Source organism: Sphingobacterium sp. UBA7631, from assembly GCF_002483935.1.
Lineage (GTDB): Bacteria > Bacteroidota > Bacteroidia > Sphingobacteriales > Sphingobacteriaceae > Sphingobacterium > Sphingobacterium multivorum.
In genome coordinates this window covers 48,721-69,282 of the sequence record NZ_DLIX01000002.1, presented here as the reverse complement: position 1 = coordinate 69,282, position 20,562 = coordinate 48,721, and the positions used below count along the sequence as shown (strand labels likewise).

Genomic DNA, 20,562 nt, shown 5'->3' with positions numbered 1-20,562 from the left:
GTTAATATATTAGTTTAATTCTAAGGTATTTGCAATACGCAATAAAAGATCCATGTAATGCGATTTTGTCGTCGCATCACCAGTCCGCTGCTTTTGTTTCAACAACTGGTAAATCTCATATAATTCAGCGCGTTTATAAGTCAGCATATCCGAAGTACGGATCATACCAGTGACATGTACATTCCGCAGTCCAGCTTTTGAAGAGGATGCATGTTGTGGATGTAAACATAGGTCAGGTTGCGTCGCTTCAACCAGCTGCTCGATACCTGCTAGTTTCTTCGCATTTAGTTTCTCCATCGATTTGTTGGTAGAGACCATCAGCACATCCACATAGTTTTGTTGCAGCATCCGTGTTTTAAGATCCAACGATTGTCCGCTGATGGTTTTAGCAAAAACCGTCTGACGTACAGAAGTTAAAAACTCCGGTGCGCTCCATGCTTTCTTACTTCCGAAAAGATTTTCCATCTCAACCATACGCAGCAAACGTTCATCATTGACCAGTTTATACAACATAGCGTATTGAAATTCACGTTGTAAGTTATAAGGAGCGTACTCAAATGGTCCTATCGGAGAATCTTTCAATGGAAAAGTTTTTGCCATCAGCTCCGGAACGAACAACCATTCGGGCATGTAAAAGACATTCTTCTTGAGGTACTCCAAAGCACGTAGTTGTTTGTCTTTTGGTACTGGGCTATAGGCATCTTTTTGATCACCCAAAACAGCATTTTCGAGGTAAATACCACCAATATTATTTAAAACATGATCAGCATATGCATACCATTGTCCAACCACGCCCATATACAACTTACCGGCACGGTAGTAATCATCGCCGACATTGGTTGTCCAATTGATAATATTAGGCATCATGCGACGCAGATTCAGCATACCATATTCGCCAGCCTTCATGGCGTCATCACCAAGATCTTCCGATTGAGCCCGCGGATCAACGATATTTTTAGAGTCTTGCTGTTCACCGTAATGATAAATAGGATCATGTACATGGCTATCAATTTCCTTTCTCAGCAAAGGGATTTCATCCCAAGGCTGTGTTTTGCCATACCAGCGGTAGGCCCAGCCAATGGCGTACTTGTCGTAAGCACCGATCACGGGAGTAATCTGTTCCACACCATCTTCAGGTTGCGCCACATAATTGAAACGTGCGTAATCCATAATGGAAGGAGCGGTCCCTCCCATTTTAGCGGTGAAGCTTTTGCTACGCAACGAATCAACAGGGAAACTTGCCGAAGAGCCCATATTGTGCATCAATCCAAGCGTGTGTCCAATTTCATGGGACGACACAAAACGAATAGCATGTGCCATTTTCTCATCGGAGAAAACATTAGCACGTACTGATGTATCTACGATACCGGTCTGTATGCGCATCCAACTGTTCAAAATAGTCATGACGTTGTGCCACCAAATCACGTCAGCTTCTAATATCTCCCCTGAGCGTGGATCAACAACAGATGGCCCCATGGCATTAGCTTGAGCAGATGCTGCGTATACAATAGAAGAAACATTAGCGTCGTCTGGATCAAATTTGACACTATCGGGCTGTTGTTTGGCCAGAATTGCATTTTTGAAGCCAGCAGCTTCAAAGGCGACCTGCCAATCATGTACGCCATCAATAATGGCCTGACGCCATTGTTTTGGGGTCGCTGGGTCCAAATAAAAGACAATCGGTTTTTTGGGTTCGACCAGCTCCCCTTTCAGATAGCGCGCTTTGTCTTCGTCACGCGGTTCCAAACGCCAGCGATTGACCAGATTTTTCTTATCCAGTTCTTGTTGTTTATCGTTAAAATACCAACGCGGCGAAGTAAAGAAACCAACCCTTGGATCTGCAAACCGGGCAACCATAGGCGTTTCAGGCAGTTCGTAAAGGTTACTTGTAATTTCCAAAGAAACCGGTACAGATTCATTACCTTCCGTCACCTTGGTAGAAAATACAGACTTCACAACGATATTATTCGCATAAGATTTGATATCTTCAACTGTAGATATACTGGTTTTAGGTGAAGTTCCCAAACCCAAGGAAGTAAACACATCCGTAAAACTCTTTTCTGAACCATCAAATACCTTATTGACTTTGATTACAACAGCACTTGAATCTTTTGAATAACTTTCAATCTTAAAAGATTCAATATAAGAAGGGCGGTAATTATCGTATACCGAAGCGGCTATTGCGTCACCTTTAGGGACTTCAACCTGAGGCTTAATCTCCGAAACCCACACCTCCTTCTTCTCCTTGCGGAGTGTAAACCGGATGACCTTATTTTCATAATTCATTCCTTTGTTTACCCCAGCCTCATTTAAAGCCAATGGAACGGAAGACAGCTTCTGTATCAACAGAATATCCTGCCCCATCTTTTTCAATGGAATTTCAAAATAGTAATTATTTTCCTTACGAATTACCGTAAACATACCAGTATCAACCCGGGCATCTTTAAACAATTTGCCGTACGCAGCTGTCGTATCTTTCTTGGCAATAGAATCTTTAGCAGAAGTAACCGTTTCTTTTTTTCGCAGGCCTACTGTTTGCAATAATGAACAAGATTGCATTAGACCAGCGGAAAATAAAAGACCTATGGCTAACTTAGTGTAAGTGTTTTTCATCAAATAAATATTTTGAGCCCTTGTTTTCAAAGGTGATATCTGAGCTCGTTGCACTCCATGTGTTTTTCAAAAGTGATGACGAATCATCAAGCTATTATCTCGTGTTATCCATAAGCTAATTTTAGCTTACTACAGAACGATTAGAAAGTAATTTTGTCTATTCCAAGCAGGTCAATTCCAAGTCATTTATACTTAAAATTTATGCTATTTGATCGGATAGGATTAGGCTAACCACGAACTAATATTTCTAGATTAGGAGCCAAATTTGTTAAAAATATTATACAGAAAAGTATGCAAAGCGATGAACACGCAGTTTAAAGGTATGAACACGCGCTACAAAAACATGAACACGTAAACCGACCATCTTTTATTCTTCATTTTCAACTGGATGAGAGTGGTAAGTATACCGAAAAAAAGTCCGATTCTATCCCGTACCGAAAGCCCGACATCGCATAATAACGATAGATGGATGCTAAATAATTAAGTCCGTACCCCTCACCTTCCAGCTCTGCCCCCTGTCTGGGCTGCCAGTTATTGCGGATTTCCAGCACGTTTTCTTCAACAAGATAGATGATCTGAATCTTCAGCGGATGTTCGATCGAAATACGGGTATGCTTGATCGCATTTTCTACCAGCATCTGCAGGCCCAAACGTGGAATTTTCCGATCCAAACATGTTGCTGGCAGCCGAATTTCCATATCACTTAAGGCCGCTCCGAACCGCACCTGCTGTAAAAAGAAATAGGCTTTGGCCAATTCCAGCTCCTCCCCTAATGATGACCATTCGGCTTCATCTGTGCGGAGCATCTTCCGGTAGACTTTTGTCATCTTGCCAATAAAAGACTTCGCAAGATCATTGTCCTTTCCAATCAGGTATTGAAGCGACCCAAATGTATTGAATAAAAAATGCGGATTGATCTGCTGCCGCAGTTGAACCAACTGCATGCGCGTATATTCATTCTCTTGCTTCAGGGATTGCAGTTTCAGTTGCTGAATCTTGCGACGCTCCACGATATTAAAGTAGATTAACACCATAGCTACCAACATCAAGCCCACACCAAGCAAGATGCTATACGTTAGCAATTCTTGGATTTCCTCTTCAATACTCAGCAACAAGACATACACCTTGATTTCACCACCCACTAAAAGAATGTTACAGGGATACGAATTGACCATAACGTCCAGCTGAAGAAAATCAGATTTCACAATCTGTCCTTGTTTTGCAACTGCTGTACTGGCCCGCTTGCCCCACTTTCGATTATCTGGAGAATACACACATAATCCACGGTCGTCGTAAATCTCGAAATAAGCTCGTCTTCCGAAATTGAGTTCCGCGAAATAGGCATTCAATTTTACTACATCCAGATAAATGTGATATAGTCGGTGATTTATTGTCCGTGTGCGTAACAAGGTAAGCATTCGCTGATTGACAGAGTCCGCTTGTCCAACCGGCAAAACGACCAACAGCGAGTCAGCACTTTCTTTTAGATCAAAGGCGGGCTGATTTAAGATCTTTTTTTCCGAAAGGAATAGATCTTGCTGCAACAACTCCAATTGCTTTTTGACAAGCAACATATTCTCATCTGCAAAATCGATCAGTATCCTCTTCTTAAGGAGGTCTACTTTATGATGGATAATACCGAGCAAGCCCCCCCCAATCAACAACAACAAAAACAAACAGGCAGTCAGGATGATACTATTCTTCTGTTCGGCATTTTTAAATCGAAATTTCACGCTGCAAAAATACATGAAATTTTTAAAAGCCTATGCAAAGCACTTCGCAAGAAAGGCTTTAACGCGGCCTCTTGTCAATGAAAAACGACATAATCCAAGCCCTTTTCAAAATAAATGCATCACATAACTGAGATTAATAATAATTTTCTGATTTTTGTAACCACAAAAAATTCCAAAGTGTCAAAAGCAACATTTATAAAAGTTGTGAAACGTATCGCTATCGTTTTTACAAGCATCGCCGTACTACTCGTTATCAGCATATTATCTATTCCTTATATATTCGAAAATGAAGTAAACAGCAAGGTCAAATCGCTCGTAAACGAGCACATTACAGGTGAATTAAATTATTCCGAAGTAAGATTAACCTTCTTTGATCAATTCCCTTTGCTTACTGCATCGATGGATGATGTCTTACTAAAAGGGGCCGAACCTTTCAAAAACGACACGCTGCTCGCTGCAAAAAAAGTCAGTTTTGGCGTGGACCTTATGAGTCTTCTCAAATCTAAAATTGTAATCGACAAGTTTATCGTGAACAGCGGGAAGATCAATATCCTGGTTGATTCTTTGGGAAATGCCAATTACAATATTTATAAATCTAGCTCCGCTGATGCTACAAAAACACAAGACAATTCCGAAAGCAGTGCTTTAGCCTTCCAACTGATTAAACTTGAAAAAACAAATCTCCATTATGAAGATCGCTCCATTCCGCTACAGATAGAGGCAAAAGATCTGGAATATGAGGGTAAGGGAGATCTGATGTCAAATATCTTTGACTTGAACACACGTGCAAAAATTGCATCCTTTTCATTTTCCTTTGACAATGAATTGTATGTGGACAAAAAGTCGATCGATGCCAATTTGCTAACACGGATCAATACCAATACCTTATCTTTCGTCTTCGAACGAAATGATATTAAAATAAATCAATTACCGGTTCGTTTCCGTGGGTTGTTGTCTTTTATCTCCCATGGTTATCACCTGGATTTCAAATTAAAATCACAGGAAAGCACCTTGGCCGAATTACTTTCATTAGTCCCAAATAGCTACGCTTCTTGGATCAAGGACCTCTCCGTGAAAGGTACATCGGAGGTTTTTGTCAATTTAGAAGGAGACTATATTGTCGACAACAACAAAATGCCTAATCTTTCCCTTGGACTCATGGTCAACAATGGCTTTCTCGCGTATAAACAATCCACCAATCCGCTGACAGACTGGAATGCAAAATTACGGATAGACCTGCCGGCACTGAATCCAGACTCACTACAAATTGATCTGAAACAATTTGACTTTAAAGTTGCTTCAGGCTATTTCAATGCACAGGGCAACATTGCGGGTTTACACCCTGTAACCGTGCATGCCAACATAAAAAGTGATCTTGATCTCGGTAAACTCAATGAATCCCTACAATTCCCAGACTTTTCATTTGGTGGAAAATGGAATCTTTACGCAAAAATCGACGGAACATACGCCAAAGCTATTCGTAAGGTAGGACTTCAAAAACGCGAACAGGAATACATTGCATCCATTCCTACTTTTGATATCAAAAATACACTCGTAGATGGTAAATTCAAATTGGCGAACCTCCCACAGGGGTTGGACAAAATTGCTTATCGTCTGGAAGCAAAGGATCCCGATGGCCAATTAAAAAGTGCATCAATAGCAATCCATGATATTTCTGTTCAGGCGCTTAACAACTATATAAAGGGTTTTATTTCAATAACAGATTTTAATAAAATTGCGGTCAACTCGGATTTAAAAGCTTCATTTAATTTAGCAGATATCAAAAATTTCTATCCCATTAAACAAGTTGAATTGGCAGGATTAGTGGATGTCAACCTCATGGCAAAAGGTTATGTGGATCTCAAACGAAACATTTTTCCCGAAACCAATACATCCATCGTGATGAAGAATGGCTTGATCAAGTCAAATGATTATCCTATCCCGATGGAAAATATTCAGGTCGAAGCTTTTGTCAATAACGAAAAAGGCTCACTTCGAGATCTGAATGTCAAAATCCTACCGGTATCATTTACATTTGCTGGCGAACCATTTTTCTTGAATGCAGACCTCAAGAACTTCAATAATATAAAGTACAGCATACAATCCAAGGGTAAGCTTAATCTCGGCCCTATTTATAAACTCTTTGCATTAGATGGTACCAATGTCGATGGTTTTATCTATACGGATTTCAGTTTAAAAGGTTTACAGAGCGATGCCACCAATGGTCATTATAACCGACTCCAAAATAGTGGTCAGTTAAGTATTGGAAACATCCAGGTTCAGTCCGACATGCTTCCACAGCCTATTGCAATTAGAAGTGGGAACTTCAGTTTTTATCAGGAGAAAATGAATTTCGATAAATTCTTGGTAGCCTATGCGAAGAATGATATTTCCATCAAAGGATATCTCAACAACATTATTAATTATGCAACAAGTAGTCAAGCACCGTTAAAGGGGCAATTTACACTCAGCAGCAAGAAAATCAATGTGGATGATTTTATGGTTTTTGCTTCTCCGGCCACATCGACGACTGCAAGCTCTTCGCAAAGTGGTGTAGTTCTTCTGCCTAAAAATTTGGACGTTCAGGTCTTGGGGCTTGTCAATGCCATAGCATATAATAAAATGAATATCAAAGACTTCAAAGGTGACCTACAGGTAAAAGACGGTAAGATGATTCTTCATAAGACAAACTTTGAACTAGCGGGACTGAAAGTAGATATGAACGGAAGCTATCGTCCTATAAATCCACGTAGAGCAAGTTTTGATTATGCTGTGAAAGCTGACAGCTTTGATATTCAACGCGCTTACAAAGAGATACCGCTATTCAGAGAAATGGTTAGCTCTGCCAAAAATGCTTATGGCCTGGTTTCATTGGATTATAAATTGGGTGGTTTATTGAATGGCAATATGCAACCAGTAATGCCCTCCATCGTCGGCGATGGATCCCTAACACTGAATCAAATTAAATTCAGAGGCTTCAAGTTACTTAATGGAATTAGTCAATCTACTTCCAAGGAAAAATTGAAAGATGGCGAAGTGAAAAAAGTTGTTATTAAATCCCATATCAAAAATAATGTGATGACCATCGAACGCACGAAAATGAAAATGATGGGATTCAGGCCTCGTTTTGAAGGTCAAGTGACCTTAGATGGGCGGATGAACCTGGGTTTTCGACTGGGCTTACCTCCTTTTGGAATCTTTGGGATACCTATGCGAATTACGGGCACTCCAGATAACTTTCACTTAAAAATGGGAAAATACAAAGAAGAAGATCTCGACATGGAAATGGATGACGAGGACAACAAAGTATATAAAGAATCTCAAAAGACGCAAGAATCACAGGCTAAATAAACTCGCAATAAGTTCTAGTAAAGTCTGTCAACACAATAGTGCTGCAGTAAAAACGTTGTTTAATATAACAGAAAGATTTGTTAACTTAAACAACGTTTTTAATTTTTGAAAACCATGAGATATATACTAATTATACCCATTGCAATGCTATCCATTTGCAGTTGGTCCAGTTTCAAGACCGTTAACGATCAGAAAAACCCCTTATATGGGAAAGTATTCCGTGAGATCAATGAAATTGCTGAATTAAAATCTTATACCTATACAACTGGTGCGCTTATTGAAACCGACAAGAATACCCAAGGAGACTTTCGCTTTGCTGCCGGCTATTTTACAAATGCCAAAAATGGTGTTTGTATTTTAGAGGAATTGTTACCCGATGATAGCAAAGGTAAAGTCAAATACAAGATTTTGGATACCATCAATATTCAAAAACTGAAGTCCAACGAGCAACTCAGCTTATGCAACTGCAAGCAAGTTGACAAACCAGACAGCGAAATTATAGCTATTAGCCGGGTCGATGAAAGCAAAGAATATTTCGACAAAATCATCAAGGCATGGCGAATGGATACCAAAAGCCAAAAAATTATTCCTTTAAAAGACACAAAGGGTATCAGCTGCCTCAATGAAGGCTATGGCATCTAGCGGCGACAGGATTTTTTAAATCAATCCGTCAGCCTTCAACTTGTCAAACACATGCAAAACGCCAATGACCTGGATAGGTTCTTTCTGGTACTCTTGGTGTGAAAAATAACGAACGGCGCCAATCTCATTACTGGGTTCGATCTGCTCTGTTAATGGGTACAGAAAACAATCCTGTTCCATGATAACCTCTGGCACAAGCCCGTACGCCGGAGCTGTTACATGGCAATAATACGAGATTTTATCCGGATCCAGATTGATATTCAACTCCTCCAAAATCTCGCGACGTAGGGACTGCAGGGCTTCCTCCCCTGCATCAATCTTCCCACCTGGCAGATACCATGCCTTTCTATTGTTGCTATACGCCAATAATAATTTATCTTCCTTAATACTCACTAAACCCGCTGTAGGCAAATATTTTTTTGTTGTCTTGAAATCCATTATACGCTATTACTGATTAAATACGCTAGATGTGAAATTACTTCTTTTACAACATTTATCAAAGCGCAACAGCTCATCTGGAGAATCCTTCGTTAAAACTTCGCAAAAAATCAATACAGCGGGTCCAATCAATATACCGAAACATCATCGGCTAGTTTCTCTTTATGCACAAGCTTCCGTAGACTCTTCAAAAATGTCTCCGCGTGATTCATGGTGAAACAGAGCGGCGGTAATAGGCGGAGGGTATAGCGTCCTGCATATCCTGTAAAAATCTTTTCAGAAAACAAAAGTTCTTCCCGTAGGTGTTGAATATCGTTTTCAAACTCTACGCCAATCATCAATCCTTGCCCCCTCACTTCACTTACGCCATGAATTTTTCTTAATTCTCTCAACAGAAATTCACCTACAGCTGCGGCATTATCAATCAATTGCTCTTTTTGGATGACATCAAGTACAGCCAGTGCCGCCGCGCAAACCACATGACTACCGCCAAAAGTAGTGCCCAATTGCCCCGTGACCGGCTTTATTTTAGGCGAAATAATTGTCGCCCCCATCGGGAGGCCATTTGCAATCCCTTTGGCCACCGTAATTAAATCGGCTTCTATCCCAGCATGCTGATGTGCAAAGAAACGTCCCGTGCGCCCATACCCGCATTGAATTTCATCCAAAATAAGCATAGTCCCAGTTTTCGTGCAGATTGCTCTTACTTCCTGTAAGAAACTAGGACTTGCCCGATGAATCCCCCCGACACCTTGAATAGGTTCAATGATTACAGCACAATATTCTTCGGTTTCCAATTGTTTTTTCAAACTGGAGATCTCGTTGAAGGGTGTAAAGACAAATTGTTCACTGTCATTTAATGGTGCACGAATCGACCGGATATCCGTTGCCGAAACCGCGGCTGAGGTTCTCCCATGAAACGCATTTGACATCGCCAATACTTTCCTCCTTCCCGTACGGAACGAAGCTAACTTCAGTGCATTTTCATTTGCTTCGGCCCCCGAATTACTGTAAAAAACAGCATATGTAGGATAACCACAGGCACTGCCCAAGCGCTCGGCCAAACGATCCTGAAGATCGTTTGTAACTGCATTTGAATAAAATCCGATCTTATTCATCTGTTGTATAGTTTCTTCAACAACATGCGGATGGCTATGCCCAACAGAAATAACGGCATGACCACCACATAGATCTAAATAGGCCTGCTGCTGTTTATCATAAACAAAGCAACCAAGGGCTCGTTCGATCGCAATATCAACTTTCTCAAAAACGGGAAATGGTTTCATGAATGACTTCGATTAGTAAAACTCAAAAATCAACTTAAATCTCCTTTCATTCCTAGTCCAAGATGGTTATTTATTCCTAGTCCAGCCGTCACGTACAATAAACAAAACAACTCATCTTAAATAGAATAGCGCAGCACTGATCATGCATCATCTATCCGATGTGTTTTAATCCTGCAGAACAATTGTATATTTGAACAATTACCCGATACAATAGCCTCATGCTTAGACCTTGGAATTTAACGATAGATATTGACAGATCCTCTTCAAAAGCGATTTACATCCAAATAGCGGATAACATTGCTGCTGATATACAATCAGGTCGATTGGCGAAAGGAACGGCCTTACCCAGTAGCAGATCTCTTGCAGCCCAACTAAAATTAAACCGAAACACGGTAATTGATGCCATACAGTTGCTGTTGAGCGAAGGCTGGCTGGTTAGTCAGGCACGTAGAGGTATATTTGTAGCGGCTCAATTACCTTATGGCTCTAACCTATATGTTGCACAAAAGATCGAATTATCTGATCATCAAGCCCCCACACGTATTATATTCGATGATGGTAATCCAGACAGCAAGATTGCCCCGATAGAACAGCTCGGACGGGCCTATCGTCAGATTTTTAAGCGCAGCGCACGTTGGAAAATGATGGGTTATGCCGATCCCCGAGGACATCTTGATTTTCGGGAAGAAATCGCCAATATGCTCAACATCGAGCGCAACATGCACATTGATAAAAATAACCTATGCATCAGTCGTGGAAGTCAAATGGCCATGTACCTGGTCGCCCAATGCCTATTACGGCACGATGATTATATCTTTGTGGAGTCCCCTGGATACCATTCAGCCTGGAAAATCTTTGAAAAAGCAGGTGCGCGATTGATTCCGATCCCTGTCGATACCGATGGTCTTATTGTTGATGAACTTCTCCCACATTTATTGAAAAAAAGCAATATTAGGGCACTGTATCTTACTCCACATCGACAATATCCAACCACTGTGACCTTAAGCAAAGAACGGAGATCACAATTAATAGCATTATCCAACCAACATAACTTCACGATCATTGAGGACGATTACGATTACGAATTTCATTTTGAACAAGCGCCCTATTACCCACTCGCTTCACAGCAGGAACTGATCAATACTGTTTACATCGGTACACTCAGCAAAGTTGTTGCACCAGCACTCCGTATCGGTTATCTGGCGACAAGAAACGAGCAGTTACTCCAGCAGGTTACCGAACTTCGCTACATCATCGATATACAAGGTGACAATATTATGGAGCAAGCTGTCCTGGAACTCATTCAGGATGGAACAATTCGTAGACATATCCGAAAAGCAACGCTGCTTTACAAAAAGAAACGTGATTTCATGATCGCCCAAGTAGACAAATATCTGCAGGATCATGTGAGCTATACTTCTCCACAAGGAGGATTGGCGGTTTGGCTATCATTTAAACATCAGATCGACTGGGCATTTTTATCCCAAAAATTAAAGGAAAGATCAGTCCATATACCGCATCCCGAAAACTACAGCAGAGAAAATATTTTTGGTGGAATACGACTTGGCTATGGATCCTTATCTGAGGAATTGATCGAGGAAGGAATCATCATTTTAGCTGAACTTTTGAAACAGGCGAAACGCTCCTTCCGATGATTTGAAACACAAAAAGCAACTAGACTATTTTGCGAATTGGACGAACATAGTTAGATTAATATTTCGTAAAAACAGGCGCATTCAATATTTAATTCCGCATCATAAAGACCGATTAAAAGATTAGTATAGACAATATGTAAAAAACAGTTAAAAGTGTTGGCAAAACGTAATTTTTTGCCATAAATCATTTTTTTCGCTTATTAATCGCATAAATTAACCGTAGTTTTACGGCGCAAAAAACACACGAGTCATTCCTAATAGGATAGCTATAATAAGAGAGAGAATAGAGTACATTAATTTATGACTGAGAGAATACCCAGCAGGCCGTATGCAGCAATTACTGGTATTGGCGGATATATTCCACCGAATAAGAGATCAAATACAGATTTGGAGCAGTTTTGCGATACATCCGATGAATGGATTATCAAACGTACAGGTATTAAGGAGCGGAGAATTTTAGAAGAAAATCTTGCCACATCAGACATGGCTGTAAAAGCTATACAAGATTTGGCAACACAATATCATAAAAATCTGAACGATGTAGATGCGCTAATTGTAGCGACTTCTACACCCGATATGCCAATGCCGGCAACAGCAAATATCATTTTAGAAAAATTAGGTCTTACCAATGTTTGGGCTTTTGATGTCAACGCTGCTTGCTCTGGGTTTTTATATGCCTTAGACATGGCTTCAGCTCTCGTTGAGACAGGCCGTTATAAAAATGTACTCGTAGTCGGTGCTGACAACATCAGTACTTATGTCGATTTAAAAGATCGTTCGACCAATATTCTTTTTGGTGATGGCGCTGGTGTGATATGGCTTGAGCCATCTTTAGAAGGTGGAATTATGGATGCCTATCTATGTAGTAATGGCGCGGGAAAGGAATTCTTAAAAATCGAAGCCGGCGGTTCTTTGTATCCAATCGACAGTAATCTTCCTGTCAACGACAACAGATTCCTGAAACAAGATGGCAAAACTGTATTTAGAAATGCTGTTCAGTCTATGAGCGACGCCTGTAATACGGTTTTACAACGCAACAACCTACAGATTGAAGATATCAACTGGTTAATTCCACATCAGGCTAATCAGCGCATCATTGATGCCGTTGGGCGTAGTCTGAATATACCAGAAGACAGAGCATTAAGTAATATCGAATACCTAGGAAATACCATTGCTGCCACGATCCCGTTGTGTATCTGGCAGAATATTAAAAAATTAAATACCGGTGATTTAGTCATGTTAACCGCCTTTGGTGCAGGTTTCTCTTGGGGAGCCAGCATATTTAAATGGATGATTTAAGCGATCAAAAACTTTAGTCGTCATAAAATTCACACTAGTATAAAACGCCAGGAATAAACCTTTTCTGGCGTTTTTCTTTCTTTCCATCTACCAAAACCAGATTCGCCATCCCCCAATAAGAATTGATCTATCTTCCTTTTATAGGCAGAGTAGCGGAGAAAGGAATACGCTAGCGGGGAAAGCACTAAGCTAGCGATAACCCGAAGGGCAAAACATGAAAATACATTGTAGACAAGGCTTACATAACAAGTTATTTTTATATTCAATAATAGGGAGTTTATAGGGACCTTATTCGGACCTTATAGGGACCTCATTCGGATGAACGCGGCTAAAGTCCGATTTATCTCCCAATAAAATCAGGATTATTTCATAAACAGTACGCCACTTATCCACTCTTTTTATAGCACAAGTTATAGCACAAGAAAAAGGGGGCTTTGCAATGCAAAGCCCCCTTTAAAAATCCAATATAAAATCTACGTTTTTAATAATTTAATGACAAGCCCACACCAAAGCCCATATCGCTATCATAATGTGTTCTAAAAGCCATATTTTTGGTGATGACATAATTTAGTCCAGCCATATATTCAAGGTCTGAGTTGACCATAAAATCGCCACGGATCCTTCTAGCGATCGGGATATCCTCACGCATAAGCTGCAATCGCACAATTCCATCGTGATACACCTCTGCCTGAAAATTGACCAACATGGGTAAAGTATACATAAAACCCAGACTTAAAGCTTTGCGACTATCTTTTTTATTGGCCTGTCCAAAAATATTTTTCTCATGTTCATCCTCCCCCATTCGACGATAACGATAATCAAAACCTACAAATGGCATAAACCATTGCATCTTCCCAAAGTATCTACCCAAGTGGGTTTCCACTTCATAACCGTGCATATCATTATACCCCAAACGCCATTCTGAACCAAGCTGCCAGCGTGCATTCTGAAACATTGCCTGACCGTCATTTCCATTGGTAGCGAAATCATTTTGCGCCATGAAATGAGTCATATTACTTTCCATCTGCAACTCCTTATAGGCTTTAGCTTTATCTGGAAGATAGGGATTTTTATAATCGTCCACAGCAAAAACGCGGTTCATCCCCGCCATCATATGATACAGGATATGGCAATGAAAAAACCAGTCTCCTTCTTCATTCGCTAAGAATTCGATCGTATCCGTCTCCATGGGCATGATATCCACCACATTTTTCAACGGCGCTTTTGATCCTTTTCCATTTAACAATCTAAAGTCAAAGCCATGCAGATGTATTGGATGACGCATCATTGAGTTATTATAGATGGTAATGCGCAATACCTCGCCCTTTTTTACAGGTATCTTATCCGTTTCAGAAAGAATTTTATTGTCCATGCTCCATACATAACGGCTCATATTTCCCGTCAGGGTAAATTTGAGATCTCGTATCGGCGCTTCTTTAGGTAGTTCAGTCGCCTGGGGAGACTCCAGCATCGCATAGTTGAGCGTGACAATATCGCCCAATGCATTGGCATTATAACGATTGGGATCTTCGTCCATGTTCATTTGTCCATGATTCATACCGCTATGTTTACTGTGATCTTCTTTTTTCTTTCCATCACCTGTAATTTCGGGATACATTACCACATTCATATCCATCTGGTTCAAGCTCATCTTCATGCCCATATCATTGAGATCACCATTCATCTTCATCATATCGTTCATCATCTTCATGCCCTCAAAATATTTAAGGCGGGGAAGCGGGGAAATCAATTGTTTAATACCATTTCCGACAAAATAACTGGCAGATTGTGTTCGATCTTCTGTTGTTGCCATGAATTCGTAAGCTGTACCTTCATTTGGTATGGTTACAACGACATCATAAGTCTCCGATACCGCAATCATTAATCGATCGACCTCCACCGGAACCACATCATTCCCATCATTGGCAACAACGGTAATTTTGCCACCTGCATAGCGCAGCCAAAAATAAGACGAAGCACCGCCATTGGAAATTCGTAAACGCACTTTATCTCCTGCTTTCAAAGCTTTACCATTCACCGACTTTAAATCCGTGGAATGAGCCCCGTTCATCAATACCTTATCATAATAGACATCACTGACATCCATCGCCAGCTGACGTTTCCATTCATTCGTGACTTTCGTCTTAAACTTCCCTTCTTTAATTGCTTCGACGTACGATTGTGTAGACCCTTTTTTTATCGCGGCCCAATCGTTGGCCGTGTGTAGCATTCGCTGAATGTTATCGGGGTTATAATTTGTCCATTCACTTAATATGACCGGAATCGTGGGTAAATCATCAATTCCTTTTCGGAAAGTCTTATCATCTGCACGCTTGTTGAGAATAAGGCTACCATACATACCGATCTGTTCCTGGAGGCCCGAATGCGAGTGATACCAATGTGTACCGTGTTGAATTATCGGAAAACGATAGGTATAAGTCGAATTCGGCTTTATAGGTTCCTGCGTCAGGTGTGGCACACCGTCTTCTTTGTTCGGCAGAAAAATACCGTGCCAGTGCAGCGAAGTACTTTCCTTTAACTCATTGTGAACAACGATTTCCGCCGTATCTCCTTCAGTAAAAGTCAGGGTCGGCATTGGAATCTGTCCGTTTACAGCGATTGCCCGTTTTGATTTGCCGGCATAATTGACAATGGTATCCCTTACATAAAGGTCATGACGAACCACTTTCTGGGCCAGCACTGTCAGTTGTGTCATCAATAGTAAGACAACCGTTAATATATTACTCTTTTTATACATGTTTATTCATTTAATTCATTAGTATTCCATTTCCCATCGGTCCTACGCCATATTGGTAGACCAGTCTAGCACCGTGATGCCCTGTGATAAATAGTGTCACCGATAAACTGATCAACAAAATCAATATCAAATAGTTTATCCAAGCACCTGTATCTTTTCGCAATCCAACAAAATGCAGGACTGTAGTGCTACTTGCAATCCAAAAGCTGATCCAGGCAAAACGTTGATGGATCTCAAAAAGCGCGAAGGCCTTTTCATCTGCATCGCCTGAAATATGGGTTGCGGTCTGAATTGCAGCAAGAGCTCCAAGTGTTCCCAGTAATAACAATCCGAAAGTCAGCACAGTGAAAGGACGTCGATGTTTTTTTAACAATAAGGCACCTATATGACTAATCAAGGCCATCAGCAAGAGCACAATCGGAAAATGTACCAATAGCGGGTGTAAGCTGGGCAGTCCGTCGAATAAGCTTTTCATTGTATTAATGTATTGTTTCTACGATAGATCCACAGGTGGTCATTGATTGACCTAAATAAGGATTTTCAATTTTCTTTTGTGTACTCAACCAATTGGCTCCTTTTCCATCACGATACATCGGACAATGCTGATAATAGACTGGAGCTTCAGGTTTGACAGATTTCATCAACACATACATATTTTTGGAAAGGGTCACAAAGTGCTCTCGCTGATGTTCATTTTCCGTAATCCCAGCAATATGCTCTGTATCGAAAGCCAATTTCCGTTGGTATTCCTTCCAAAGTTTTCCTTGAACAGCATCTAATTGCTCGTTATTAAGTTTTGCAATGGCAGCCTGTATTCCTTTCGCTGCTGTCTGTGCAGCCGCGCCATTATCCTTAACCAATGCATCTTTCAGCGCGAAATAGGCGCTGTATAAGCCTGCAAAAGGATTGCTAGCTGCTGTTACATCAACTTTCCCCGCCGATGGTTCTATTTTTGCAGCTGTATTATTTACTCTGGCAGCCTCTTTAGTCAAAGCGCTATCGCCTTTGCTTTTGTCGACATTCGTCGTTGCGGTATCCGCAGCAACAGGGACCGTATGATCTGCATGTGTATTTTTCGATGTTGAATTGTTGCATGCAACGAATATCAATGCGATCGCCACAATTAGCATAAACTTTTTCATAATTACGTGAATTTATAGGTTTAGATTTTTAATATAATTTCGATAGTTTGTTTCGTTTTCAAAATAGGAAACTTCCCCTTGATCGCCGGTAATTGCAATGGAAGCCGTCGCCTTATCCACTTCTTTTTTTGAAAAAGGATCGATGGCTACACGTACCGCAGCTTCTTGCGGTATGCGCTTTTTACACATTTCACAGCAACCATAATAATCCTTACCCTCGTATCTGACCAGCAATTGTTTTTTCCCCATAAAAGCATCATTCACCATGCAAACTTGTGCTGTAGGGACGAGATCACCCACTTTATATTGAACTGACTGTACAGGCAAACTGATCGCCGGATCAGTCGAAGCTATTTGATCTTCAGCTTTGGTATTTGTTTGTGAACCGCTACAGGCCGTTAAAGACAATACAACAACCGATAGGATCGCTAGGAAATAATTCATAACACAGGCGATTAGTTTAACGTTTCTACTGTACTTCCACAACTAATCATTTGCGCTCCAAAGAATGGGTTTTTCACGGCATTCTCCTTACTTAGCCAATGCGCTCCCTTGCCTTCACTAAACATAGGGCAATGCTGATAATAAATAGGTCCGTCCACTTTACTCACCTTCAGCAGCTCATACAACGCATTTGAAAGAGATGCAAAAGCCACACGTTGCTTAGCAACATCTTTATTTTTAGTTATACCTGTCGCATCGCTTGCCAGCTTATTCATCACCTTCATCCATACGGTATGTTCATCGTGGCCAAGTTTATTCATATCGACAGCTTTGACTGCTGCTTGAAATGCCTCGGCATGAGCCGCTGCCGCCACCGCATCTGTCTTCACCAATGCATCCTTTAGCGCAAAGTAAGAACTTGCCAACAGTGCAAATGCGGTCTTTTCATCCGCTGCTTTTGAGTTCACCGAAGGCTGAATTGTTGTTTGTACGCCCTGACGATGATTCGTATGATCGACCTGCTGTTCAGTATCATTTTTTAATGCTGGTTTTAGGACTCGTTCATATTGTTCAGCTTTTGCCAATTGAACATAAGCATCATCTGGAGCCAGAAATTTTTCATTGTCGAACCCTGCCAATGCAATGCGCTTAAGAACCTCATCCGCGCTTGTTTTTGACGAGTCGTAGGTAACAACCGCCAGTTTGGTTGCCTGATTCCAGTCAACTTTCGCAAATTGTCCGTCCCGACCTTCTTTTTCAATGATCGTTTTAACAGCCGGTGTATTTCCAAAAATCTTTACAGTCGCTGTCTTTGCATTTTTAATTTGTGCATGTGTATGTTGGGTGGATAGTAATACAGGGATTACCAAACCAAGTAATGACATTAATCTCATGATTATCATATGTAGTATATAAAAGAATACCGACGAAAAACCCTTCTACAGCGATTTACTGTATTTGCGTATTGAATCCGATAGATCCAAAGGGATTTTCATAAGCTAAAATAAAACGGGGCTTTGGATAGAGAAACCGATCCAAAAAGACATAGCATGGGCTATCAGTCTAACACTAGGCGATCTGAGGAGGTTGCCAAATGGAAAAATAGGCATCAGCGCAATAAGGCTGTTTATAGCGCGCATAAGCGCTTGATGCATCAGCATATAAGGGTAAAATAAGCTGAGCTTCGATCACTGAAACAATAGGATTACATTGCAGAGAGGTACGGCATGATTTTTCGCCACAATGTTTACCACAGTCATCCGCATGATGATCTGATTTTGGTGATTCAGCTCTTTCATCTTTACAACAATCTGCTGTTTCGACGTCCTTTACCTGTTGTCTTTCATCAAGGCAACATGATTTTTCTTCCTGTTTTGGCTTTTCGGACGGTTCGTGGCAGGCAAATAACCTATACGGTGCTAAGAAAAGCCCCAGCATACAGATTATAAATACGATATTACGTTTTGCCCACATAACGGATTAATTTGAAAAGTAGAGATGTGCTACTTTGGAGATAAATTTCGGTAGAATTTTCGAATGTACAATTGTAATATTTTTTATTTTATTTATAATATTTTGATTTGCTGTATTTCCGATTCTCGGCCTGGCCGCATAAAAACTACTTTTCGAGTCCTTTGATCCAGTTCAGTATCAACAGGCAACCAGGCGCATACACTCCCCCATGATCAAACCCCTGTAGCTGATACAACGAGGTGCTGGTATGCCCTACCTGTTTTAAGACCGCTGCCAAATGGGCGTTTTCTTCAAACCGTGCCGCCATTTCCAATTGTTGATCCCCAGTGATCAGGAGAATTGGCGGTGCATCTTTCCGTGCGAACGAAAGCGGTGCAAAATGATCAATCTGGGGGATCACCATGGATTGCCCACGTTCCTTTTTAATCGTATAATGCGTATTTGTTTGCCCACTAATCGGTGCCAGCCCTTTTATATTATTTGCATCAACACCAAATTTTTGCAGGTAATGCTTATCCAAACCAACCATTAAAGCCAAATATCCGCCTGCTGAATGTCCCGACACATAAATTTTTGAGGGATCTCCGCCATAGTTTGCAATATGTGAAAATGTCCATGCAACAGCCTCAGCAGCATCTTCGATATAGCTCGGCGCTTTCGCTCTGGGGCTTAGCCGATAATTGACTGCTATAACCGCTACACCTTTTTCTTTAAGTTCAAGTGGAATAAATTTATTTCCCTCCTCTAGTCCGCCGCCATGAAACCATACGATGGTAGCAAAATTTTTACGATCAGTCGGTATATAAATATCCAATTTACAACGTTCTTTCTTATAAGAATCTGGTTCATCTGGTCTACAATAGGCAACGTCGGTTGTCGTTTTATAGTGCTGCGCAAACATCAAACTCGGTGAAAGCAGAAAAAAGAAGATAACAAGCAATTTGGAAGACATATAAATCGGATTTAAGTATTAAATAGCTTAAAGTTAACAAAACTCCATCAAAACCATTTGGTTGCGTTAAAATAAGTTTCAACTTCACACTTTTTATTATATATTGATAATTATCTGGCAATAGATATAACAAAACACAAATTTTCCTGTTATTAACTTAGAAAACATCATAACATTATATGGAACGGATAAAGATTGAAACCCATATCAACGTACGCGTAGAAACGATCTGGAATGCCTATAACTCGGCCGAGGATATCATGCAATGGAATCATGCTTCAGATGACTGGCACTGTACAAGTTCGATCAATGACTTACGTATTGGCGGAAAGTTCAAAAACCGAATGGAGGCAAAAGATGGATCTATGGGCTTTGATTTTGAAGGCAGCTATACCGCGCTTGAACCCTTTAAAAAAATAGCCTATGTTATGCCTGATGGTCGTCATGTTGAAATCAACTTCAATGCAAAAAAGTCTGCTACGGATGTCACGATAATTTTTGATGCAGAAACGGAAAATCCTATTGATATGCAACGTAATGGATGGCAGGCCATACTCGAAAATTTCAGATCTTACGTTGAAAATACCTATACAACGACACAGCTCGGACAATCGCATTAACGACGGACGAGCTTAGCTTGTCTTTCCTTGCGATCATCTTTTAAATAAAGGATATGCTTAGGATTCTTAAAAGTATAGTTATATTTAGCCACTAATTCGTCTCCCCCTTCTTCATAGAAAGCGGAGAACGATACCAACAAAACGCGATAAAAAGAT

At 40.6% G+C, this 20,562-nt stretch carries 16 protein-coding genes; 5 read left to right on the top strand and 11 right to left on the bottom strand.

Annotation, left to right across the window (positions count from 1 at the left end; translation table 11 throughout):
• Positions 1 to 9: 9 nt before the first annotated feature.
• A complete protein-coding gene (locus B3P16_RS00590) occupies positions 10 to 2,613 on the bottom strand; it encodes a zinc-dependent metalloprotease (protein WP_286840900.1) in 2,604 nt (867 codons plus the stop codon).
• A 380-nt stretch (positions 2,614 to 2,993) separates the two neighbouring features.
• Positions 2,994 to 4,361, bottom strand: a complete 1,368-nt coding sequence (locus B3P16_RS00585; RefSeq protein ID WP_046673923.1) for a sensor histidine kinase — start codon at positions 4,359 to 4,361, stop codon at positions 2,994 to 2,996.
• A gap of 162 nt (positions 4,362 to 4,523) precedes the next feature.
• Between B3P16_RS00585 and B3P16_RS00580 the strand changes: the two genes are divergently transcribed.
• Both B3P16_RS00580 and B3P16_RS00575 read left to right on the top strand, forming a co-directional pair.
• Complete coding sequence (locus B3P16_RS00580; RefSeq protein ID WP_286840898.1) at positions 4,524 to 7,697, top strand: AsmA-like C-terminal region-containing protein; 3,174 nt, start codon at positions 4,524 to 4,526, stop codon at positions 7,695 to 7,697.
• A gap of 114 nt (positions 7,698 to 7,811) precedes the next feature.
• Entirely contained in the window at positions 7,812 to 8,339 is a 528-nt protein-coding gene (locus B3P16_RS00575) for a hypothetical protein (protein ID WP_286752409.1), read from the top strand.
• A 15-nt stretch (positions 8,340 to 8,354) separates the two neighbouring features.
• Here B3P16_RS00575 and B3P16_RS00570 read toward each other — a convergent pair whose 3' ends face one another.
• Both B3P16_RS00570 and B3P16_RS00565 read right to left on the bottom strand, forming a co-directional pair.
• Entirely contained in the window at positions 8,355 to 8,777 is a 423-nt protein-coding gene (locus tag B3P16_RS00570) for an NUDIX hydrolase (protein ID WP_070564777.1), read from the bottom strand.
• Between the two features lie 128 nt (positions 8,778 to 8,905).
• Positions 8,906 to 10,063: an aspartate aminotransferase family protein gene (locus B3P16_RS00565; protein WP_286840896.1), complete on the bottom strand. Its 1,158-nt coding sequence runs from the start codon at positions 10,061 to 10,063 to the stop codon at positions 8,906 to 8,908.
• 218 nt (positions 10,064 to 10,281) lie between these two features.
• Between B3P16_RS00565 and B3P16_RS00560 the strand changes: the two genes are divergently transcribed.
• Both B3P16_RS00560 and B3P16_RS00555 read left to right on the top strand, forming a co-directional pair.
• Complete coding sequence (locus B3P16_RS00560) at positions 10,282 to 11,718, top strand: PLP-dependent aminotransferase family protein (protein ID WP_286840894.1); 1,437 nt, start codon at positions 10,282 to 10,284, stop codon at positions 11,716 to 11,718.
• A gap of 300 nt (positions 11,719 to 12,018) precedes the next feature.
• Positions 12,019 to 13,017, top strand: coding sequence for a beta-ketoacyl-ACP synthase III (locus tag B3P16_RS00555; protein ID WP_286840892.1), 999 nt, complete (start codon positions 12,019 to 12,021; stop codon positions 13,015 to 13,017).
• Between the two features lie 481 nt (positions 13,018 to 13,498).
• Here the strand turns inward: B3P16_RS00555 and B3P16_RS00550 are convergent, their stop codons facing one another.
• The 7 genes from B3P16_RS00550 to B3P16_RS00520 form a co-directional block, all read right to left on the bottom strand.
• Positions 13,499 to 15,733: a multicopper oxidase family protein gene (locus B3P16_RS00550; RefSeq protein ID WP_313418319.1), complete on the bottom strand. Its 2,235-nt coding sequence runs from the start codon at positions 15,731 to 15,733 to the stop codon at positions 13,499 to 13,501.
• A gap of 52 nt (positions 15,734 to 15,785) precedes the next feature.
• Positions 15,786 to 16,250: a DUF2231 domain-containing protein gene (locus B3P16_RS00545; protein WP_286840890.1), complete on the bottom strand. Its 465-nt coding sequence runs from the start codon at positions 16,248 to 16,250 to the stop codon at positions 15,786 to 15,788.
• Between the two features lie 4 nt (positions 16,251 to 16,254).
• A complete protein-coding gene (locus B3P16_RS00540; RefSeq protein WP_286752404.1) occupies positions 16,255 to 16,917 on the bottom strand; it encodes a DUF3347 domain-containing protein in 663 nt (220 codons plus the stop codon).
• Positions 16,918 to 16,929: 12 nt separating this feature from the next.
• On the bottom strand, positions 16,930 to 17,361 hold the full coding sequence (locus tag B3P16_RS00535) for a hypothetical protein (RefSeq protein WP_286752403.1): 432 nt from the start codon (positions 17,359 to 17,361) through the stop codon (positions 16,930 to 16,932).
• A gap of 11 nt (positions 17,362 to 17,372) precedes the next feature.
• Positions 17,373 to 18,254, bottom strand: a complete 882-nt coding sequence (locus B3P16_RS00530) for a DUF3347 domain-containing protein (RefSeq protein ID WP_286840888.1) — start codon at positions 18,252 to 18,254, stop codon at positions 17,373 to 17,375.
• Positions 18,255 to 18,429: 175 nt separating this feature from the next.
• Positions 18,430 to 18,834 (bottom strand): hypothetical protein, encoded by a 405-nt coding sequence (locus B3P16_RS00525; protein ID WP_046673913.1) that lies wholly within the window; start codon positions 18,832 to 18,834, stop codon positions 18,430 to 18,432.
• Between the two features lie 145 nt (positions 18,835 to 18,979).
• Positions 18,980 to 19,786 (bottom strand): alpha/beta hydrolase, encoded by an 807-nt coding sequence (locus B3P16_RS00520; RefSeq protein WP_286840886.1) that lies wholly within the window; start codon positions 19,784 to 19,786, stop codon positions 18,980 to 18,982.
• Between the two features lie 179 nt (positions 19,787 to 19,965).
• Here B3P16_RS00520 and B3P16_RS00515 point away from each other — a divergent pair, with 179 nt between their 5' ends.
• Positions 19,966 to 20,406 carry an SRPBCC domain-containing protein gene (locus tag B3P16_RS00515; RefSeq protein WP_286840884.1) on the top strand — a complete coding sequence of 147 codons (441 nt, stop codon included), beginning with the start codon at positions 19,966 to 19,968 and terminating at the stop codon, positions 20,404 to 20,406.
• Positions 20,407 to 20,562: the final 156 nt, after the last annotated feature.

Bases quoted from the DNA above. Each gene is read 5' to 3' on its own strand.
- B3P16_RS00590 (WP_286840900.1), bottom strand. From the start codon at position 2,613: ATGAAAAACACTTACACTAAGTTAGCCATAGGTCTTTTATTTTCCGCT.
- B3P16_RS00525 (WP_046673913.1), bottom strand. From the start codon at position 18,834: ATGTGGGCAAAACGTAATATCGTATTTATAATCTGTATGCTGGGGCTT.
- B3P16_RS00555 (WP_286840892.1), top strand. From the start codon at position 12,019: ATGACTGAGAGAATACCCAGCAGGCCGTATGCAGCAATTACTGGTATT.
- B3P16_RS00540 (WP_286752404.1), bottom strand. From the start codon at position 16,917: ATGAAAAAGTTTATGCTAATTGTGGCGATCGCATTGATATTCGTTGCA.
- B3P16_RS00515 (WP_286840884.1), top strand. From the start codon at position 19,966: ATGGAACGGATAAAGATTGAAACCCATATCAACGTACGCGTAGAAACG.
- B3P16_RS00535 (WP_286752403.1), bottom strand. From the start codon at position 17,361: ATGAATTATTTCCTAGCGATCCTATCGGTTGTTGTATTGTCTTTAACG.
- B3P16_RS00585 (WP_046673923.1), bottom strand. From the start codon at position 4,361: ATGTATTTTTGCAGCGTGAAATTTCGATTTAAAAATGCCGAACAGAAG.
- B3P16_RS00545 (WP_286840890.1), bottom strand. From the start codon at position 16,250: ATGAAAAGCTTATTCGACGGACTGCCCAGCTTACACCCGCTATTGGTA.
- B3P16_RS00565 (WP_286840896.1), bottom strand. From the start codon at position 10,063: ATGAAACCATTTCCCGTTTTTGAGAAAGTTGATATTGCGATCGAACGA.
- B3P16_RS00550 (WP_313418319.1), bottom strand. From the start codon at position 15,733: ATGACACAACTGACAGTGCTGGCCCAGAAAGTGGTTCGTCATGACCTT.
- B3P16_RS00530 (WP_286840888.1), bottom strand. From the start codon at position 18,254: ATGAGATTAATGTCATTACTTGGTTTGGTAATCCCTGTATTACTATCC.
- B3P16_RS00575 (WP_286752409.1), top strand. From the start codon at position 7,812: ATGAGATATATACTAATTATACCCATTGCAATGCTATCCATTTGCAGT.
- B3P16_RS00570 (WP_070564777.1), bottom strand. From the start codon at position 8,777: ATGGATTTCAAGACAACAAAAAAATATTTGCCTACAGCGGGTTTAGTG.
- B3P16_RS00520 (WP_286840886.1), bottom strand. From the start codon at position 19,786: ATGTCTTCCAAATTGCTTGTTATCTTCTTTTTTCTGCTTTCACCGAGT.
- B3P16_RS00560 (WP_286840894.1), top strand. From the start codon at position 10,282: ATGCTTAGACCTTGGAATTTAACGATAGATATTGACAGATCCTCTTCA.